Here is an 18,075-nt window from a genome sequence, read left to right as displayed (position 1 = left end):
TAAATTTATAAATCACCAAGCGCTTCGAGCCACTCTTCATCTGTCAGCTCTCTTGGAGGCTTTTTCTCACCAAAGTGCCTTATTGGTCGACCAATTAGTGGGTTGCCAACAAAAGCGTCATAGCCGATATAGGTGATGTTTTTACTAATTAACACCTGAGTGATGGCATTGTTAGCAAAGGCTTCATTGCCAATCTCGCTCAATGAGCTTGGCAGGTTTAACTTGTTAATGGCGTTGTTAGCGAAGGCATAGTCTTCAATAATCGACACCGACTTACCGAGAGTGAGCTGCTCAATAGCGTTATCACGAAATGCACCTTCGACAATTTCAACCACTGAATCTGAGATATCCACTTGGGTGAGAGCATTTTCTGCAAATGCGTAGTAACCAATGCGAGTAACAGAGCTTGGGATGACAATTTCAGTTAAGGCATTACGCTGAAACGCGCCTTCGCCAATATGGGTGATTGTGTCAGGAATAACCATGCTGATAAGCTGATTTTTTGGCGTCGCATCTTCGTCAATGTCTTCTACTTCTGAAAAGGCGTAATCAGAGATCTCTGTAACAGCAATGCCAGCAAAATTGTCGGGGATGATAATGTGCTGATGGTTGCCCTTATAGGCATCAATGCTGCCTTGCTCTTTATCGAAAGATACATCTTTTAATGTGAGTATATGCGGCTGGCTCACGATCAATTCTCCCTTTGTTTGTGCTGTAGGCCCAATTATTTCAGCTATTTCAGCTGCTTCAGTTATTTGTTGAGCTGAGCTTTCTGTAATAGAAAGCCCAAGCAAGATGGCGACTGTCGCGCTAATAAACAGCCGAGGTAAGCGGGTGTTAGCGTCGTTAATATCAGTCTTCCATCCAATCTAAATTTGGTAATGCATCTAAATGCTGGTTGTAACGCTTTTCGTTAAACGAGGCGTTATTTAGCATCACATCACTCACCTCTATCGCTAGCGCACAAGCCATCCATTGAATCGCTTCCTCGCGAGGCGTGCCTGTCATCACCAAACGCATTAAGGTCTCTTTGACTTTTTTAGGTTCACCATCGGCGATTTGATTTTCGACTGTTTCAATTAAGGTTTCTTCAGTCATGTAACTGTCTTGCTGATTATCCATTTTTACGACTCTGTAATGTAATTAGCGCCATTATGCCGCAAGCTTAATGCAAGCAATAGATTGGCTATCAAAATTTTAGAACCTTGCAAGCAATAGCATGAGTATCTGCATTACTGGGAAGCCAAATTAGCTTGTTGCTTTAACCAATCCACAAACAGCTTAGCCTTAGGGTTAAGGTCCTTATCGTGTGAAGCCACATAATAAGTCTGTTCGCATGCGACCTGCTGGCCGGCAAAAGGGGCGATGAGTTCGCCTCGATTAATGCGCTTACTCACTAATTGTCCGCGTCCCATGGCTATGCCTGCATGGTTCATGGCGGCGATAACGGCTAAGTCTGAGCGGTCAAAACCGATAGAACGGTTATCATCAATGCTGAGGCCCTGTTTATCGGCCCAATACTTCCACTCATCACAATCTGAGTCATATTCCCAGGCTTGGTTATCGTGCAGTAAGGTGCAGCGACTCAAGTGCTCCGGCTTACCGATGAGATCATGCTCGGCGGCGTACTCAGGGCTGCAGACAGGCATGATAGTCTCGTCCATCAAGTGCTGGCAAAACAGTTTACTGCGGGGGTGATTGTCGTAGTAGATGGCGAGATCGATATGAAAGCTGTTGAAGTTAACATTTTCGTTGCCGGTCAAAATATTGATTGAAATGGCCGGATACTGGCGGCTGAAATCGGCAATTTTGGGCACCAGCCAACACTGTGCAATAGAGGGGCGCGAGTAAACTGTCAGTTTACCCGATACCTCTTGGTTTTTAATCTCAAACACTTCCTGATTCAAGCTTTTTAAGCTGTCTTTCAACTTTGAAAACAGCCGCTTGCCATCTTCTGTTAGCTCAATCCTGCGATGAAAGCGAGCAAACAACTTAAAGCCTAACTCATTCTCCAGTGCAGTAATTCGATGACTCACGGCTGAGGGGCTAACGCAAAGCTCCTCGGCGGCAAGGGAAAAGGATTGGTGGCGTGCCACCACTTCGAAGGTATGCAGTTTTGCCAGCTGATAGCTGCTGAGTAGGCGACTTCTGCTGAACACATCTTGTTGGGAGTACATGACTAACTTCTCAAATTTTGATGTGAGCATTTTACCCTAAGTCACTTTTTAGCGCCGATTACATCAACACAGTTGAAGCTTAGATCATGTAACCCCCACTTTTGTGACGCCTGAGCGCTTGTTGCCACAATCTGGCTCAAGCGAACAGCAATTTATATCTTTTGTCAGCATTTCATTGATTGGCTTTAATAGCGCCACTTTTTACTTCTTTTAACTAAATAGAGAAATACAATGGAATCACAACTGTGGATTATCGGTACTCTGCTTAGCAGTATCTTGTTGATTGTCATCAGCATCGTTAAGTTCAAGTTGCATCCTTTTCTAGCGCTCTTGTTAGCCAGCTTCTTTGTGGGCGGCATGATGGGCATGGAACCACTTGAAATGATCAAGGCGATGGAGTCTGGTATTGGTGGTACTCTCGGTTTCTTGGCTATCGTTATCGGTCTTGGCACCATCTTAGGTAAGATGATGGAGATCTCAGGCGCAGCCGAGCGAATTGGCATCACCCTGTTAAAGTCACGCTACTTAAGCCCTGATGTGATCATGGTGCTGGTGGGTCTTATCTGTGGCATCACCCTGTTCGTGGAAGTGGGTGTAGTTCTGCTTATTCCATTGGCATTTTCTATTGCACGTAAAACCAATACCTCTTTGCTAAAGCTCGCCATTCCGCTATGTACCGCTTTGATGGCCGTACACTGCATCGTGCCGCCACACCCAGCTGCGCTGTTTGTGACTAACGCACTAGGGGCTGATGTTGGCTCGGTGATTATTTGGGGTCTGCTAATAGGCCTAGTGGCTTCGTTAATTGGCGGTCCACTGTTCCTTAAGCTGTTTGGCGACAAGCTGCCACACTTAAGCGTACCTGCTGAGTTTAACGAAGTGTCGACTCGCCAAGAGAGTGAGCTACCTTCACTTGGCACCACCTTGTTCACCATCCTTTTGCCAATTATTTTGATGTTGGTTAAAACAGTGGCCGAGCTGTACATGGAGCCGGGCAGCACGCTTTACACAACCCTTGAGTTTATCGGTAACCCAATCACCGCGATGTTTATCGCAGCCTTTGTGGCGTACTACCTGCTAGGTCTGCGCAACAAGATGACCATGGGTAGCTTGCTAACCAAAACCGAAGACTGTTTCGCTTCAATCGCTAACATCCTGCTGATCATCGGTGCGGGTGGCGCGTTTAACGGCGTATTAAGTGGCAGCGGCATGGGCGACAGCTTGGCGCAAATTCTGGCTAACCTTGATATGCATCCAGTGCTGCTTGCTTGGCTAGTTGCCATCATTTTGCACGCTGCAGTTGGCTCAGCCACCGTAGCTATGATGGGCGCAACGGCGATTGTGTCACCACTGTTGGTGCTGTACCCAGACTTAAACCCAGTTATCGTGACCTTGGCTATCGGCTCTGGTGCAATTGGCTGCACTATTGTTACCGACTCACTGTTCTGGCTGGTTAAGCAGTACACAGGCGCCACCATGAAACAAACATTTATCTATTACACCACCGCAACCTTTATCGCCTCGCTGGTGGCATTGGCTGCGACTTTCGCACTGTCTTATGTTATTTAATCCTAAAAGGGGAACTAAAACCATGAACACTGAACAACTGATAAACGACTTCCCTTTGCTGACTCAGCTTATCAAGCTAGAAGAAGTTAGCTGGTTTGAAACTAAGGCGACTAACTTAGTCGAAGCCCTGCCGTTTGTAGGTTTAGACAGCACAGATGTGGCCGATGCCAGTGCACGTTTACAGCGCTTTGCGCCTTATCTAGCACTAGCTTTTCCTGAAACGGCAGCGGCTAACGGTATTATCGAGTCTGAAGTGGTTGAAATCCCTCAGATGAAGCAGGCGCTAGAAGCCAAGTACGGCCAAAAGATTGCCGGTAAATTGATGCTGAAAAAAGACAGTCACCTGCCGATCTCAGGCTCTATCAAGGCGCGCGGCGGTATTTATGAAGTACTGACCCACGCCGAAAAGCTAGCGATTGCAGCGGGTAAACTCAAAGAGTCTGACGACTACCAAATGCTATTCACTGAAGAGATGCGTAACTTCTTTAGTGGTTACAGTATTGCGGTAGGCTCGACCGGTAACTTAGGCATGTCTATCGGCATCATGAGTGCCAAGCTTGGTTTCAAGGTGAGCGTGCACATGTCTGCCGATGCGCGCCAGTGGAAGAAAGACAAGCTACGTAGCCACGGCGTGTCGGTACATGAATATGAGCAAGATTATGGCGTTGCGGTTGAGCAAGGCCGTAAGGCGGCAGAGTCTGACGCTAACTGCTTCTTTATCGATGATGAAAACTCGCGCACCCTCTTCTTAGGTTACTCGGTGGCTGGCGAGCGCTTAAAGGCGCAGTTTGATGCGGCTGACATCAAGGTGGATAGTGAGCATCCGCTATTTGTTTACCTACCTTGTGGTGTGGGCGGTGGCCCAGGTGGTGTGGCTTTTGGTCTTAAGCTAGCCTTTGGTGATAACGTACACTGTTTCTTTGCCGAGCCAACACATTCTCCTTGTATGTTACTGGGTGTGCATACGGGTCTACATGACGAAATCGCGGTGCAAGATTTAGGCATCGATAACGTGACTGCAGCCGATGGTTTAGCGGTAGGTCGCGCATCAGGTTTTGTCGGCCGCGCCATGGAGCGTATGCTCGATGGTTACTACACACTAAGCGATCAGCACATGTATGATCTACTCGGTCTACTGGCTAAGAGCGAAGGTATCGAGCTTGAGCCATCGGCGCTTGCAGGTATGCCGGGCGCACTGAGAGTGAGCGCTGATAGCGAATATCAGGCACGTATGGGGCTGACAAGCGATATGATGGCGAACGCGACGCACGTGGTGTGGGCGACAGGTGGCGGAATGGTGCCAGCCACAGAGATGGCCAAGTATCTGGCGCAATCGGCTAACTAATGTATAAGCGCTAGTTTATCGCACTAGATAAGCGCAATAACAAAAAAGGCAGAGCGTTGACTGGGATATTCAGTCTTGGCTCTGCCTTTGTTGTTTCTAATCTTCTATTTAGAATGCTAGAGAGTAGGTTAAAGGCCTACCACAGGCCTTTAGATTTTACTCGGCTGGCACGTTCGAGCTGGGTTTCGATACTCGGGCTGTCGGCTAGCGCCTGCGTCGTTGGAATAGCTGAACCAGAAACTTGCTCACGCAGGGTGTTAATCTGGGTCATCAGCTTATCTTGGCCGCGCTTTAGCTGACTAAAGTGAGCGCTAAAATCAGATCCCGTTTCCGTTGAAGCCGCTCCCGCTGCTAAGTCTGCCAAAGCGGTTAACATCTGCTGCTGCCCCTGTTGTAAAAGGCTGAGTTGTTGCTGCAATTGTTCGAGGGCTAGCTCGCTAATGAGTGCTGTTTCGCCAAGCGCTTCTACAGGCGCTTCGGGTAAGTTGGCGCTTTCGAGTAGCGATGTTAGCTTCTGCCACTGGGGTTCAGTAAGCGCGCGAGTGTTAGCGTTCTCCAGCGGCAGACCAACGGCGCGCACTTGAGACGCTAAGGTTTTGCAGTTCACCTTGTCTTGCTGCAACATCTGCACCAGCATAGAAGGTAGCTGAGGTGCGAGCTCATGCAGGAACAGCCCTGACAGATACAGATTACGATGAAAGCGATTGCGCCGCACCAGTGCTGTATCGGAGTCGTCATCACGCTCTTTTTCCGCTTGTTGCCACTGCCTAAGGCTGGCGATGGCGTAGCTATGGGAGTCGTAGAGCTCAGGTTCTAGGCTAACATTGAATCGAATGCGCATAGCTTCCTCTTACGCCGCGTCGCTTGGTTCTGCCGCGTGATAGCAGCAGATCTCACGGGACAAGGCCTCTTGAGGATCTTTGACCATGACAATTTTATCGTTTAGCGAAGGGTAGGCCTCGCGAATCGCAGTTTCAATTAGCATAGCGCCACCGCCTACTAAGTAGATGCGGTTTGGGTTGCGAGTGAAGGTCTTGGCTTCGTAGGCAACTGCCGCGCCTAGCTCGGCAATTTTATCTTCGATACGCTCTAGCACCCAATCAACTTTACTGATGTCATTGATCACCTCTTCAACAAACTCGCGGTTATGGCGGCGCTTAATCAGCTCGTTAGCCACCAAGTAGCTGGCGTCGCTGTCGGCTGCGGCCAAGGCTTTGCGCGCTGCGTTGGTGACCATAGATACGCCAATCTCGGCATTGCCGTACACGGCGGAGATATCGTCAAACTCACCAACAATGACACCCATATCAAGGGTGGTGCCGCCGCAATCGATAACTAAAGACTTGGCAAATTCATTGACCCCTGAATCCATTAAGGTGGTTAGCACCGCTGGCAGGCTCTCGGGTAGCACTTCAACATCGACTATGGTAAATAGCTCGCCCTTGTTAAGGGTTATTTCTCGCATTAGGTTGGCTTTCTTGCGAGCGATGTTGTCTTCGTTCTTCTGGCAGTCATCGGCCTTGTAATATTCGGTGATAGGCAGGGTGACTAGGATACTAACGGGACAAGGCTTAACACCTGTCTGTAGTAGAGCATGGTGTACTGATAGTAGATTTAAGTCATCGTACTGAAAGGCAACATGGGTCGTCGAAAGTGCCTTGTCAGAGGTGGCATCGTAGGTATATTTGGTCGACGCGATTTGATAGTTGAACACCTTACGGTCGCTAAGTAGCGCTGCGCTTTTCCAGTCTTTGCGGAAAGAGTTAGGCGAGGTCACGCTACGCACTTGACCGTCCTCAAGCCAGCTGATCTTAACGTTGGTCGAGCCATCGTCGATGGCGAATTTCATGATGCTTGAATGCATGAGTGTTCCTATAAATAAACCCAATTTTGCAAGTTAATGCGACCCGATTTACAAAGAACTGAAATCTTTATTGGGTTTATTTTCTAGGATGTGGCGACACCACCAAAAAACGCTGTTTTCTGTTTAAAGCTTATCCAGTTAAAGCTTCAGCGGCTAGTCTGCCATGGCTTCGACTATCTTCCATTCAGGTAACTTGTCTTTTAGATCGGCTTCGATCTTATCTCTATCGCCTCGAATGACGATGTAGGGAGTGTTGTTAAACACCGAGCTGGCAATCTGTTGTAATTGCTCAGGTGTGAGTGCTGCGAGTCTGTCTGCTGCTTGTTGCTCCTGCTCAGGCGACCCACCGCGGATAAGTTGCTTAATGGTATCGACCTCTACCGCGCGAAAGTTTGCCTGACGTAGCATCTTTTGGCTGGTGAGGTAAGTGGTTAAGGCGTCCACTTCGACAGCCGATGGGGGCGTTTGTGTCGCCAATGTGAGGTGATCCAGCACGCCACTGATAAAGGCGCCAGTGTGCTCAAGCTTAGTGCTGCCATAAAATTTCAGTGTGCGTGATAGCGGGTTATCAAAGCAGCGGCCATAAATGCCGTAAGTTAAGCCGCGCACTTCGCGAAGATCGTAGTAAAGCCGTCCAGAAAAGCTGCGCCCAAGCCAGCTGGCCAGCAGCTTACAGTCTTGAATACTTTCGATATTTTTGTTGTTCGCATTCAGTGGATAGCCAATACGTACTTGTGTTTGCACGCTACCCGGAGCATCGATGATAAACAGTGTCTTGTTATCATTGCCTAGGGGGATGGCTGGGCTGTTCACTGGGCTATTGTTAGGGTTATTGCTAAGGCTATTGTTTAAGTTGGGCTCAGTGTTAGCTTCGCTATTGATGACAGATAGGGTTGATGGCGTGCTAGCAATTTTCGACTCAAACTGTTGGCTCAGCGCTGAGATAAACGCCTTGTCTTGCTCAAGGCTAGAATTGATTAAAAGCGCCCAATTAGATTGGCCTAAAATTTGTTTTTTAACTTGATTCAGTTTGTCTAAATCGAGCTCATCGGCAAGGGTTTTATCGTTGAGCGCTTGGTTATAAACATGCTGTTCACCGAGAATTTTCTTAGCCCACACATCATCGATTTCGGCGCCGCTGTAGGCGTTAATATGTTTAGCCAACTTGAGTTGGCGGCGCACATTCGCTATGTCTAGCTCGTCAAAACTACCTGCTTGCCAAAATTGCATCAACAGCTCACTGGTAAGAGCGGGGGAGTCTGGGCAGTCGATACTAATGGTCAAGCTGTGCATACTTGGGCGAATACTTAGGCTCTCTGCGCAGGCAAGTGTTGATTGCTGAACTAGCCAAGTTCTTTTCTCCTTAAAAGCTTGCACGAGTACATCTAGATTTATCATCGGCATGCTGCTGTAAGCAACCAATGAGAGGTGGTTTAGACCCGATAAGGTGTCATCAAACAGGTATAGATCAAGTTTGGGAGTAATAGAGACAGGCTCAGAATGGCGCCACTCTTTATAGTTAAGCGGCGTAATTTCTGGTGCGCCCTTTAGTTTATCGAATACGGGGAGTTGCGGTTCAGCCTTTGGGGTAAATTCGATATGCGTCTGCTGACAGCCAAGCGCACTCAGGAGTATGCCAGCTGTGAGAGTATATGAGCCGAGCTTTGTCAGAGGTTTCATTAGCATTCTCATCAGTAGCGTTATTATATGGGGCATCACATCACGCTCTCTTCAAGGCTGTCGGTCATTCCTTTAGGGAGGAACTCTAGAATCGATTTGGTGGCGCGAATATACCAAGGTGGTAGCAGATCCAGACGCACAGTATTGCCGCTAAAGTACTTTTGGGCGATGGCTTGTAGCTCTTTAGCGCTAACTGCATCGATACGTTGCCATGGCTCGGTGAGGGGATGGAGTCTATCTCGTGGTTGAGTAGCCGAAAGGCTTCTCGCTAGCTGTGACGGCGAGTCTAGAGTGGATAACGCCTTGTTGAGCCAGATCTGCTTTAACTGGCAAAGCTGCTCATCATCTATGGGCTGTGCGGCAACAGAGGCTATCAATGACTCGACATTGTCACTGAGCTTATCGAGCGAAGTGCGGGCGCGGGGCACCAATACTAAGTTTGTCATGCCGTGGTGAGCCATGGTTAAGGGAATCGAGTAACTCAGCAGTTGGTCGGGATCCTTAAGGCTAGTGCCCTGAATTAAACTGCTCTTGTTCTGAAACAAGTAGGCTTCGAGCAACGCTAGTCCCGGAGCATCGGCTGAATTGGTCCCAGCGGTATGCCAAGCAAAGAGCACTGCCGGCCAAGGGCCACGTTCATCGATGATTTCGCCATGCACAGGTTTAGGAAGTATCTTAAGGTCGCTCAGTTGGAGGCGTTCGATATCCGGCGCCTGCCAGTCGCCAAGCTGCGCGTCTATCCATGATTGCGTCTGAGGCGGAATATCGCCCACTAAGCTGAGCTGCATGGCATCGGGGCGATAAAACTGTTGATGAAATGCATTTAAACTCTCGGGTGTCGCAGCTTTGACATCTTCTACACTGCCGATCACCGCATGGCCATAGGGCGTGCCTTCAACCTGTGACAGTAAAAACTCCATCGCTTTGCGTACATAGGGCTGGTTATCTATGCTGGTGGCCATCTCTTCAAGCACAGCCCCTTGCTGATTTTTGACTGTGGTTTCATTGAGCGTTGGGTAACGAAAGCGGTCGGCCTCCAGCCATAGACTCAACTCGAGTGCCTGAGAGGGAATCGTCAGGTAGTAGTTGGTGAAATCAAAAAAGGTGCTGGCATTAAACTGGCCACTTAAGGCGCTCATGGTCTGGGTATAGCTATCGCCGGGGGCATTTTTACTGCCTTTAAACAGCATATGTTCAAATAGATGGGCATAACCGGTTTGGCCTTTCACTTCATTGCGAGATCCTACATCGAACTGGCTAGCAATGGAGACGGCTTGGGTGTTTTTAAGGGGCAGAGTGCGCACTTGTAAGCCATTATCGAGCTGGCGATATTGAATTTTCTGCTCTGCATCATAGAGTGGCTGGGCAAGTGTACTGAGCGCACAGCTTTTTGGTTTATCAGTGTCCTTTGCGCAGACTGGCAAAGAGGCCGCGTATAAAACAGTAATGCAGCTTATTATTAATCGCTTCAATTTAGTCTCAATTCCTTTTTAACGGCTTTTTAGCACTAATAAACAAGTTAAGTTATATCAGCTTAATCTGCGGTGTTCTATAGTCGGTAGCAGGCGTGTTTTTACTTTAATCCTATGCGCTTTGCGAGACGGTGTAGGTTACCAGAGTCTAGATCGAGCGCACGAGCCGTCGCAGCCCAGTTATTGCCATTGGCGGCTAATGCTTGACGGATATATTGCGCCTGAAATGACTCAGTGGCTTGTTTTAATGAGTGCCCTGAATTGATTTGGCTGCCCGTTTTTAGTTCAACGTGAGGCCTATGTAAAGACTGCTGTCCTTGTGAGTCTTGCCCTAACAGAGCAAAGTGCTGCGGAGTGATCACCGCAATATCAGACTGAGACTGGGCTCTTGATAATACGGCCGCTCGGCGCAGTACATGTTCGAGTTCACGAACATTGCCTGGCCAGTCATAATTATTTAATAGGCTAATGCTATCAGGGCTCAAGCTTAGGCTCTTTAAACCGAGCTTTTCTCTACTGCGTTCGACAAAGAAGCCGCTTAATAAAATCACGTCACCCTCACGCTCATTTAACGGTGGCACAACGATGGGAAATACACTCAAGCGGTGGTATAAGTCAGCCCTAAAACGCCCTGCCAATACCTCTTGTTTAAGATCTTTATTGGTGGCGGCAATAATACGTACGTCGACCTTAAGGCTTTTGTCTGAGCCGACTTTTTGTAAATCGCCGTACTGCAATACTCGTAATAACTTCGACTGTAATGACAGGGGTAACTCGCCTATCTCATCTAAAAACAGCGTGCCGTTATCGGCAATTTCAAACTTACCACTGCGGTGGCTAATGGCACCAGTAAAGGCACCTTTTACATGACCAAACAGCTCACTTTCTGCGACAGATTCAGGCAGTGCGGCGCAGTTCAAATACACCAGAGGTTTATTGGCGCGTAGTGACTCCTGATGAATCGACTTAGCAACTAGCTCTTTACCGGTGCCTGTATCGCCTAGAATTAAAACGTTGAGATCGGTACTGGCCACGACCTTAAGCTCATTTCGCATCGCTTGCATGGCAGGTGATTGACCAATAATCTCCACTTCACTGTCGCTGCTATGATTAAACGATGATGGCTCTTGCGATTGCACAGCCTGTTTTTCTAACTTTTCGATAAGTAGTGCATTACTGAGTGAGGCTGAAGCGATAGCACTTAAGGTGCGTAGTTCTTTATCGCTAAATCGATTGAATTGCTCTGGGTCGAAACCATCGATAGTGACCGCGCCGATAAGAGCCCCATCGGCAACTAAGGGCAGGCCAATACAAGCATGCACCATCAAATGATCTCCTTGATGGGGAATTAAGCCATCGTATGGGTCTGGCAGCTCACTGTCGGCAGGAAAGCGCACCACGTCGCCCGCACGAGCAATGGCCTCTAACCTTGGATGTTCAGACAGAATAAAGCGTCTGCCGAGCACATCGGGGCTCAAGCCATCGATAGCTAGTGGGGTAAATTGTTTACCACTAAATTGCAGCAATGCGGCCGCGTCACAGTGTAGGGTTTGCCGTATGGTATCTAACAGGCGAGCGAAGCGGTCATGGTCGGAAAGACCTGAAGTGATATCGAGTGCGATACGAGTAAGATCGCTTTGGCTTAGTGCCATGATGAACTCCAATTTATGGCTAACAGTGTAACCTTGCTTTAGTATTTAGCACTGCTAGGTAGTGTCTTTTTAACAGTATTGAATTCTGCTGTTTATATGTCAATTTTACACCCTGATAAGCGTGGGGGAGCCGATTAGTCTAGCAACAGGGCTGGTGGCAAGCTGCAAATGGTGTTGATTTTAACCTGATGACAAGATGGTAATTAAAAACTAGGGCCTCCAATCTGAAGAGCCCTAGCTCTGAAGACTCTAGTTTAGATGTCGGTCTCCATTTATGCTTTTCCAGTTTTTTCTAGGCTCTAGAACCTTGTTTCAATCCTAGAGCCTTCTTTAAACTTAAGCGTTTACCGATTGTTCATCATCAATCACGGCAACCGCTTTTTTCTTAGCGATGGCTTTTTTGATGATATCGAATAGGAACCAGCCCATAAATATTCCACCGAAGCTGAACAGTACATCACCTGGCATACGCATCCAGACTAAGGTTTCAACCAGTGGGCTGTGGATCACCTCGGGTGAGCGGGCAAACCAGTAACCGTTATCTATTACCGCAAAGAACTGCACAATTCCAACTGGAAGCAGTGATATAAATACCATAGCCGCAAGACCAATATTCATAGTCCAAAACGCGCCTTTTAGTAGCTTCTCGTTCCACTGCATCTGGCCAGTTAAACCGCGTAAACAGAACAACATTAGCCCCATACCTAGCATGCCGTATACCCCCATAAAGGCTGCATGAGCGTGGGTCGCGGTGGTATTCAAGCCTTGAATAAAGTACAGCGCGATAGGTGGATTGATTAAGAATCCAAGTATGCCAGCACCGACTAAGTTCCAGAACGCGGTTGCAACAAAGAACATAATTGCCCACTTATAACGGATCATCCATGGGCTAGCTGCCCGCAAGCGGTAGCTTTCAACTGCTTCAAAACCGATAAGTGCAAGTGGCACGACTTCTAGCGCCGAGAAGATGGCACCCCAAGCAATCACAGAGGTTGGTGTGCCAGTAAAGTATAGGTGGTGCAAGGTACCGATTAATCCACCCGTTAAGAAGATTACTGTGGCAAATAATACCGCTGCATTGGCACTTCGCGCGCGGATCAGGCCAAGGCGAACTAACATCAAGGCAATGACTGAGGTGGCAAAGGTTTCAAAGAAGCCTTCTACCCATAGGTGAACCACCCACCAACGCCAGTATTCGGCAATGGCTAAGTTGGTGTGCTTACCCATAAATAGGCCGGCACCGTAGAATAAGCCGATAGCAACACAAGAGGCGTATAGCACCCAAATAACAGGGCGCATTTCACTATCTACCTTTAATGCTGGGCGCATCGATGCTGTGACCAGTGCTAACCAGATGAGTAGACCGGCCAAGAGTAGTATCTGCCATACACGACCAAGATCAATGTACTCATAACCTTGATGACCAAACAGGAAGTTCATATCGAGATCGAAGTACTGCTGTACACCAATCCATTCCCCCGCCATTGATCCCAGCACCACAATTACCAGTGCTACCCAAAGCACATTAACACCTAAACGTTGGTACTTAGGTTCATATCCCGAAAGTGCAGGAGCGATATAAAGTCCGGTACCAAGCCATGCTGTGGCAATCCAAAATACCGCGAGCTGGGTGTGCCAAGTGCGGGTAACTGAATAGGGTAGAATTTCTGCAAGCGGAATACCGTAGAAGTTTTGCCCCTCAACCGCATAGTGAGCCGTGATGCCGCCTAATAAAATTTGCAGCAGGAATAGCCCTATTGCAGTGACAAAGTACTTACCCACGGCGCGTTGAGAAGCGGTTGGTTTGTTGTAGAACAAGGGATCTTGCTCTGCAGGAGTTGGCAAGCTTTCGTGCTTACCCGCAGCGTGGTACCACACCAGAGCGCCAATACCGGCAATCAAGGTGACGATACTGAGGATCGACCAAACCACGTTGTCAGAGGTCGGCGTATTACCAATTTGTGGGTCAAACGGCCAGTTATTGGTATAGGTGTAATCGGCATCAGGACGCTCGGTTACTGCGGCCCAGGCTCCCCAAAATAGAAAGCCATTTAACAGCTCACGACGCTCAAGGCTAGGCACCGTGCCCTCTTTCATCGCATATTGCTCACGTAAGGCCGATAGCTTAGGGTCGTTACCGAACAGAGCTAGATAATGTTGCTCAACCTGTTTAATTGCGGCAATACGGGTTGGTGACAAGCTAATTTCTATTTCGCCGTTGGCTTTTGTCAGTGCAGTATTTTTACGTATATCTTCACGTAGCGCTTGCTCAAGTCCAGCTTGTTGCTGGGAGTTCAGTTTAGCGAACTCGGTATTAAAGCGTTGCTTAGCGGTAATATTGAGCCAAGCTTGCGCTTCTCTGTGTAACCAGTCGGCAGTCCAGTCCGGTGCCACGTATGAGCCGTGTCCCCAAATTGAGCCTAGTTGATGCCCCCCCATAGAGCGCCAAACCAGCTGTCCGCGTTCAATATCGTTTTGACTAAATAGTGTTTCTCCTTGGTTATCGACAAAAGCCGTCGGGATAGGTGGCTTTTCTCGATAAATTTCACTGCCTATGCTCAGGAGTACAGTGAAGGAAGCAATTAGCACTAGCAGCAGTGCGATTGCGGTGATTTTTTGTTTGCTCATATTTCCTCTTAGCGCAAAGTCTTTTTGATACAGGCGAGCCCTGTTATTGCTAAGAGTGTGCCAAATTGCTTTGTTATTGTTTTTATGGGCTTATTTTTTATTTACGAGTGCGCTGTACAGGTTTTTAGTGTCATTTTAACATTGGGTTTGAGTGTCTTTATGACGCTTGAAAGTCAAATTGACAATTTCTTATCATTTCTAAATTGGTATCTAATGCTCACTAGGTTATTTCTTCTGTAATTCAAATGGTGATATCTAGTTTACAACGACTGCCAATAGCAATAATTAGGGTGCAAATAGCAATAAAATCTCACTATTTTATTTTTATGTATATCAATTGGTTACTCGTTGCTGTTAATTATTTTGATAACTTTTAATAAGCTTTAATTCTATTTGGCTGTTGGTGCCAAGGTTTGGATGATAAAACCACAATGTCATGGAGGCGTTAGCACAATCAAGGAGAGGGCGGTATGGGATTATCAATATGGGATTATCAAAAAGTGCGCTTATTTAAATTAAAATGGTGTGTTTTGCTAGCGTTTACAATTGGATTATTAATAGGGTTAAATGCCACTGCTTACGCAAGCATTCCTTCAAATTCTAGTTGGCAAGGGCAATCTCGTTGTTCAACCAACAGCTCTAACGGGGAATGGACTTTAGTTGCTGAGCTCCAAAATACAGAAGTTTCAATTAACACCAGTGTAGGTGAGGTCATTACTACTGTTGCGCCAGTAGGAGGACAATGGAACTTCTATTGTAACCGTGATTATGATTATCCAGCTTATCCTAAATCTGGACATTGGCTCCTAGGTTTTCCAACAACTTTTGCCTCCGGCTGGATTGGAGACCCAACTGTGTGCCTACTGCCTGAGTTTAATGGTTCAGGTATGGGGGTAAGATTTTATAATGCAGATGGTGATGTTGTTCCCTGTGGAATGGGGGCGAACCAATCATCTAATCGATTAATTACCATCGCAAACGGAAGCCTAACGACGGCAAATTATAGTGGTGTGTTTGCTGAGATAGTACGAGTGGGGACCATACCAGCAGGAACTTATTCGCTGCCAAACTTTAGCCTTTATTCTTTAGGTTGGGAGAAAGGCTCATATACTGCGAGTGTTGGTAAATGGGATCTTCAATTTGTGCACGCTACTTTTGAAGCAGCAAATTGTTTTATGGCTGGCCATAATCAAACCATCGACTTTGGGGAACGGACAAGAGGCTCTGATGTATACACTAAGTCCTTTGATATTTGGCTAACAGGCTGTGATGGTCAAGATCTTATCGATTTTAAAGCTAGCGCTAAGCTGAGTTTTGCCTCGTCTAGAATCAATATGTCTGGTACACGGTTAGCCAATTGCAACGACACTGATTGCGCAGATGGCGCCTATATTACCTTTACCGATCTTGAAGGTGATAATGTGAATTTATTTGGAGGTTATGATTTTAATGCACAGGCTAATAGCCTACCGAATCGAATTAGCTTTAACGCTAATTTGCATACTGAAAACACCACTGCCGGAAAGATAGACACCAATTTAACCCTCATTGTTGAGTATCTTTAATGTAAAGAGTGATAACTATGAGGTATTTTCTTTTTAGTGGGCAATGGCCTTACACTAACTGGTATTAATATAAATTATTAATAACGCTTATAAGTAAGGCTAATAATATATTTGAATATGTGTTTTATACTGATTGGTATTAATTCAGGCTAAACTCATTTCTTTTGCTGTAGTAGTCTTGGTTAAATAGACCTACTTTGCTGGCGACTTCTGTGAGTTTTCCCTTGATTACTAAATCACTAGGGTATAGTTCAATAGTCACGTCTTGTCCATTAACATTGACGTCTAAAGCTGTCAGCCAGTTAAACTTCTCTGCATGTAAGGTCTCAGGATTTGTTTTATACTCAATGTTATATAAAACATAATGCTTATCAGATATTTTAATAGAGTTACCTTTGATAGTATCAAGTGTGCCTATGCGATTTGTTGATATAGCGAAAAAACGGTTCTTATCGAATACCCATTTTACTTTATAGTTATCAAATTCAACGATAGCTGTGGTTTCAGTCGCCATTGTTCTATACACAATTGGTGCGGTCAATAACACGGCAAGAGCTAGCTGAAGCCAGAATATTTTTTTCAATAGAATCATAATTAAAAATACAGTTTTATGAGATTAATGATCACTATTAACAAGCCGATATTGACAAGTAATAGAGGCAGCTTAGCAAGGTATACAGAAAGTACAGGTTCCTTATTTATTACGTTTTTTGTTTGCTTGTTTAAGGTCTTTTCAGTCTGAATACTGGCTGTTGTATCACCCAATGTAAATACTACCTGCTCAGAAAGTTTGTAACCAAATCCTCGTATGGCGTCGATTGGATTCGGCCCACCAACTTCTTTGGTAAGCTTTCTTATGTTGTTTATGGCTACATTTAGCGATGTGCCAGTAACAACCCTTCCTTTCCATGCTGCATCTAATAGCATTTCCCGACTGCATCCTGCTTGCTCTTCAATCAATGACTCAAGGATTTTGATCTCTGATAGCGACAACAAATTAACGCTAGTCTCACCTGTTAGTTCATTGGTCAATTTTCTAGTTTGCTTGTTAAAAGTAACTCTTATTAACATGATTGCAGTCGGATCTAGGTGAATTTGCGCGCCATTCTAGAGGTTTGTGCTTTGTTAGGTAAGTTTCTGTACAAAATGTAGTCAAGGTGATAGGGGGTGATAGGGGCTAGGTGGTAGGGAGCTATGCGGTGACAAACTGTTTTAAGGCTAAAGCAGTGTTGTTAAACAGAGGGAGGGGCGTAGATGTGCGGATTATCAAAAAAATGATAATTCTGCTTTCTATCATTTACCTGAATCTATCATTTACTTGAAATAGTCTCGTTTAGTAAATAGTCTCGTTTAATAAATTATCGCTTTAGCCTTTAATAACCGTTTTGTACGCGACTATACGACGCTAAAGCGAGCAACAAAAAGTAAAAATGCAATATTATCAAAACACTTACTTGCAAGCCAAAAGCGTTAAGTTGTTTATGCTTACCCAATGAAATACTACTGCTATCTAATACTGTTATCTAATACTGTTATCTAATACTGTTATCTAATAACAGGGCTGGCTTCTATGTGATGACTTTTTGGGAAAGTGTAGTTTCTCAGTCTTATGTTTTGTGTCGATGCTGTGAAATCTTAATAAGTTTTAATATGAGTGGCTTTTGCTTACTGCTCCTTCTTTATGTTTTTAGTAGTCAGATTAATTTTCATAATAACTATTAATTTAAGTTTTTTAAGTCGGCGTCATAGAATTAGCTTCTAGATGGATTTGCGTGTTATTTCGTTTTTGAAGGGAGGCTAATATGTTGGATGAAGATATTCAAATTATCCAAACGAGTGGTGGGGTAGTCTGTGGCTATTTATACGAACGTTTTTCTAAACAGCCTCCGTGTGATCCCATTCAAACAAAATTGAACAATACAGGGTTTAAGTTTGAACCCATAGTTAGTAGAAAACGTAAGGTGTTAGGTTACGAAATATTAATTGATCGAAGCAAAGATAAGCAACAGCCTGTTGATACGAGTGAATACTTAGTATCAAGCAGTTGGTCATTTTCTGTTGGACTTGTGAAGCGACAATTGGACTTTATTCGAGAGAAATATAAGCAAATCGATGCACAATCT

At 45.9% G+C, this 18,075-nt stretch carries 15 protein-coding genes; 4 read left to right on the top strand and 11 right to left on the bottom strand.

Annotation, left to right across the window (positions count from 1 at the left end; all coding sequences use genetic code 11):
• Positions 1-5: 5 nt before the first annotated feature.
• From K5Q92_RS08755 to dsdC, 3 genes are all read right to left on the bottom strand, one after another.
• Positions 6-689, bottom strand: a complete 684-nt coding sequence (locus tag K5Q92_RS08755) for a leucine-rich repeat domain-containing protein (protein ID WP_259649530.1) — start codon at positions 687-689, stop codon at positions 6-8.
• Positions 690-852: 163 nt separating this feature from the next.
• Positions 853-1,122: a hypothetical protein gene (locus K5Q92_RS08750; RefSeq protein ID WP_220768624.1), complete on the bottom strand. Its 270-nt coding sequence runs from the start codon at positions 1,120-1,122 to the stop codon at positions 853-855.
• 110 nt (positions 1,123-1,232) lie between these two features.
• Positions 1,233-2,177, bottom strand: a complete 945-nt coding sequence (gene dsdC / locus K5Q92_RS08745; RefSeq protein ID WP_220768623.1) for a DNA-binding transcriptional regulator DsdC — start codon at positions 2,175-2,177, stop codon at positions 1,233-1,235.
• Positions 2,178-2,408: 231 nt separating this feature from the next.
• Between dsdC and dsdX the strand changes: the two genes are divergently transcribed.
• Positions 2,409-3,746, top strand: coding sequence for a D-serine transporter DsdX (dsdX, locus tag K5Q92_RS08740; RefSeq protein ID WP_220768622.1), 1,338 nt, complete (start codon positions 2,409-2,411; stop codon positions 3,744-3,746).
• 22 nt (positions 3,747-3,768) lie between these two features.
• Positions 3,769-5,091: a D-serine ammonia-lyase gene (gene dsdA, locus K5Q92_RS08735; RefSeq protein WP_220768621.1), complete on the top strand. Its 1,323-nt coding sequence runs from the start codon at positions 3,769-3,771 to the stop codon at positions 5,089-5,091.
• 136 nt (positions 5,092-5,227) lie between these two features.
• Here dsdA and K5Q92_RS08730 read toward each other — a convergent pair whose 3' ends face one another.
• The 6 genes from K5Q92_RS08730 to K5Q92_RS08705 all read right to left on the bottom strand — a co-directional run bounded on the left by K5Q92_RS08730 (position 5,228) and on the right by K5Q92_RS08705 (position 14,387).
• Entirely contained in the window at positions 5,228-5,932 is a 705-nt protein-coding gene (locus K5Q92_RS08730; protein ID WP_220768620.1) for a hypothetical protein, read from the bottom strand.
• Positions 5,933-5,941: 9 nt separating this feature from the next.
• Positions 5,942-6,955: a plasmid segregation protein ParM domain-containing protein gene (gene parM, locus K5Q92_RS08725; protein ID WP_220768619.1), complete on the bottom strand. Its 1,014-nt coding sequence runs from the start codon at positions 6,953-6,955 to the stop codon at positions 5,942-5,944.
• A gap of 153 nt (positions 6,956-7,108) precedes the next feature.
• Complete coding sequence (locus K5Q92_RS08720; protein WP_220768618.1) at positions 7,109-8,635, bottom strand: pitrilysin family protein; 1,527 nt, start codon at positions 8,633-8,635, stop codon at positions 7,109-7,111.
• 35 nt (positions 8,636-8,670) lie between these two features.
• Complete coding sequence (locus K5Q92_RS08715) at positions 8,671-10,107, bottom strand: pitrilysin family protein (RefSeq protein ID WP_220768617.1); 1,437 nt, start codon at positions 10,105-10,107, stop codon at positions 8,671-8,673.
• A gap of 101 nt (positions 10,108-10,208) precedes the next feature.
• Positions 10,209-11,759 carry a nitric oxide reductase transcriptional regulator NorR gene (norR, locus tag K5Q92_RS08710; RefSeq protein ID WP_220768616.1) on the bottom strand — a complete coding sequence of 517 codons (1,551 nt, stop codon included), beginning with the start codon at positions 11,757-11,759 and terminating at the stop codon, positions 10,209-10,211.
• Between the two features lie 336 nt (positions 11,760-12,095).
• Positions 12,096-14,387, bottom strand: coding sequence for a nitric-oxide reductase large subunit (locus tag K5Q92_RS08705; protein ID WP_220768615.1), 2,292 nt, complete (start codon positions 14,385-14,387; stop codon positions 12,096-12,098).
• Between the two features lie 470 nt (positions 14,388-14,857).
• Between K5Q92_RS08705 and K5Q92_RS08700 the strand changes: the two genes are divergently transcribed.
• Positions 14,858-15,952, top strand: a complete 1,095-nt coding sequence (locus K5Q92_RS08700) for a fimbrial protein (protein ID WP_220768614.1) — start codon at positions 14,858-14,860, stop codon at positions 15,950-15,952.
• A 139-nt stretch (positions 15,953-16,091) separates the two neighbouring features.
• Here K5Q92_RS08700 and K5Q92_RS08695 read toward each other — a convergent pair whose 3' ends face one another.
• Positions 16,092-16,535, bottom strand: a complete 444-nt coding sequence (locus K5Q92_RS08695) for a hypothetical protein (protein ID WP_220768613.1) — start codon at positions 16,533-16,535, stop codon at positions 16,092-16,094.
• Between the two features lie 11 nt (positions 16,536-16,546).
• A complete protein-coding gene (locus tag K5Q92_RS08690) occupies positions 16,547-17,023 on the bottom strand; it encodes a winged helix-turn-helix domain-containing protein (protein WP_220768612.1) in 477 nt (158 codons plus the stop codon).
• Between the two features lie 731 nt (positions 17,024-17,754).
• On the opposite strand from K5Q92_RS08690, the gene K5Q92_RS08685 reads away from it, so the two are divergent.
• On the top strand, positions 17,755-18,075 hold a 321-nt coding region (locus K5Q92_RS08685), incomplete at its 3' end, for a hypothetical protein (RefSeq protein WP_220768611.1).

Origin of the sequence: Shewanella sp. MBTL60-007, from assembly GCF_019654915.1 — a bacterium.
Taxonomy (GTDB): Bacteria; Pseudomonadota; Gammaproteobacteria; order Enterobacterales; family Shewanellaceae; genus Shewanella.
Note: the sequence above shows the minus strand (reverse complement) of the source record. Positions and strands in the feature narration are given on the sequence as shown.

What these genes read in the sequence shown, in the direction of transcription:
- dsdX (WP_220768622.1), top strand. Translation starts at nt 2,409, where the DNA reads ATGGAATCACAACTGTGGATTATCGGTACTCTGCTTAGCAGTATCTTG.
- K5Q92_RS08750 (WP_220768624.1), bottom strand. Translation starts at nt 1,122, where the DNA reads ATGGATAATCAGCAAGACAGTTACATGACTGAAGAAACCTTAATTGAA.
- dsdA (WP_220768621.1), top strand. Translation starts at nt 3,769, where the DNA reads ATGAACACTGAACAACTGATAAACGACTTCCCTTTGCTGACTCAGCTT.
- parM (WP_220768619.1), bottom strand. Translation starts at nt 6,955, where the DNA reads ATGCATTCAAGCATCATGAAATTCGCCATCGACGATGGCTCGACCAAC.
- dsdC (WP_220768623.1), bottom strand. Translation starts at nt 2,177, where the DNA reads ATGTACTCCCAACAAGATGTGTTCAGCAGAAGTCGCCTACTCAGCAGC.
- K5Q92_RS08705 (WP_220768615.1), bottom strand. Translation starts at nt 14,387, where the DNA reads ATGAGCAAACAAAAAATCACCGCAATCGCACTGCTGCTAGTGCTAATT.
- K5Q92_RS08730 (WP_220768620.1), bottom strand. Translation starts at nt 5,932, where the DNA reads ATGCGCATTCGATTCAATGTTAGCCTAGAACCTGAGCTCTACGACTCC.
- K5Q92_RS08700 (WP_220768614.1), top strand. Translation starts at nt 14,858, where the DNA reads ATGGGATTATCAATATGGGATTATCAAAAAGTGCGCTTATTTAAATTA.
- K5Q92_RS08720 (WP_220768618.1), bottom strand. Translation starts at nt 8,635, where the DNA reads ATGAAACCTCTGACAAAGCTCGGCTCATATACTCTCACAGCTGGCATA.
- norR (WP_220768616.1), bottom strand. Translation starts at nt 11,759, where the DNA reads ATGGCACTAAGCCAAAGCGATCTTACTCGTATCGCACTCGATATCACT.
- K5Q92_RS08690 (WP_220768612.1), bottom strand. Translation starts at nt 17,023, where the DNA reads ATGTTAATAAGAGTTACTTTTAACAAGCAAACTAGAAAATTGACCAAT.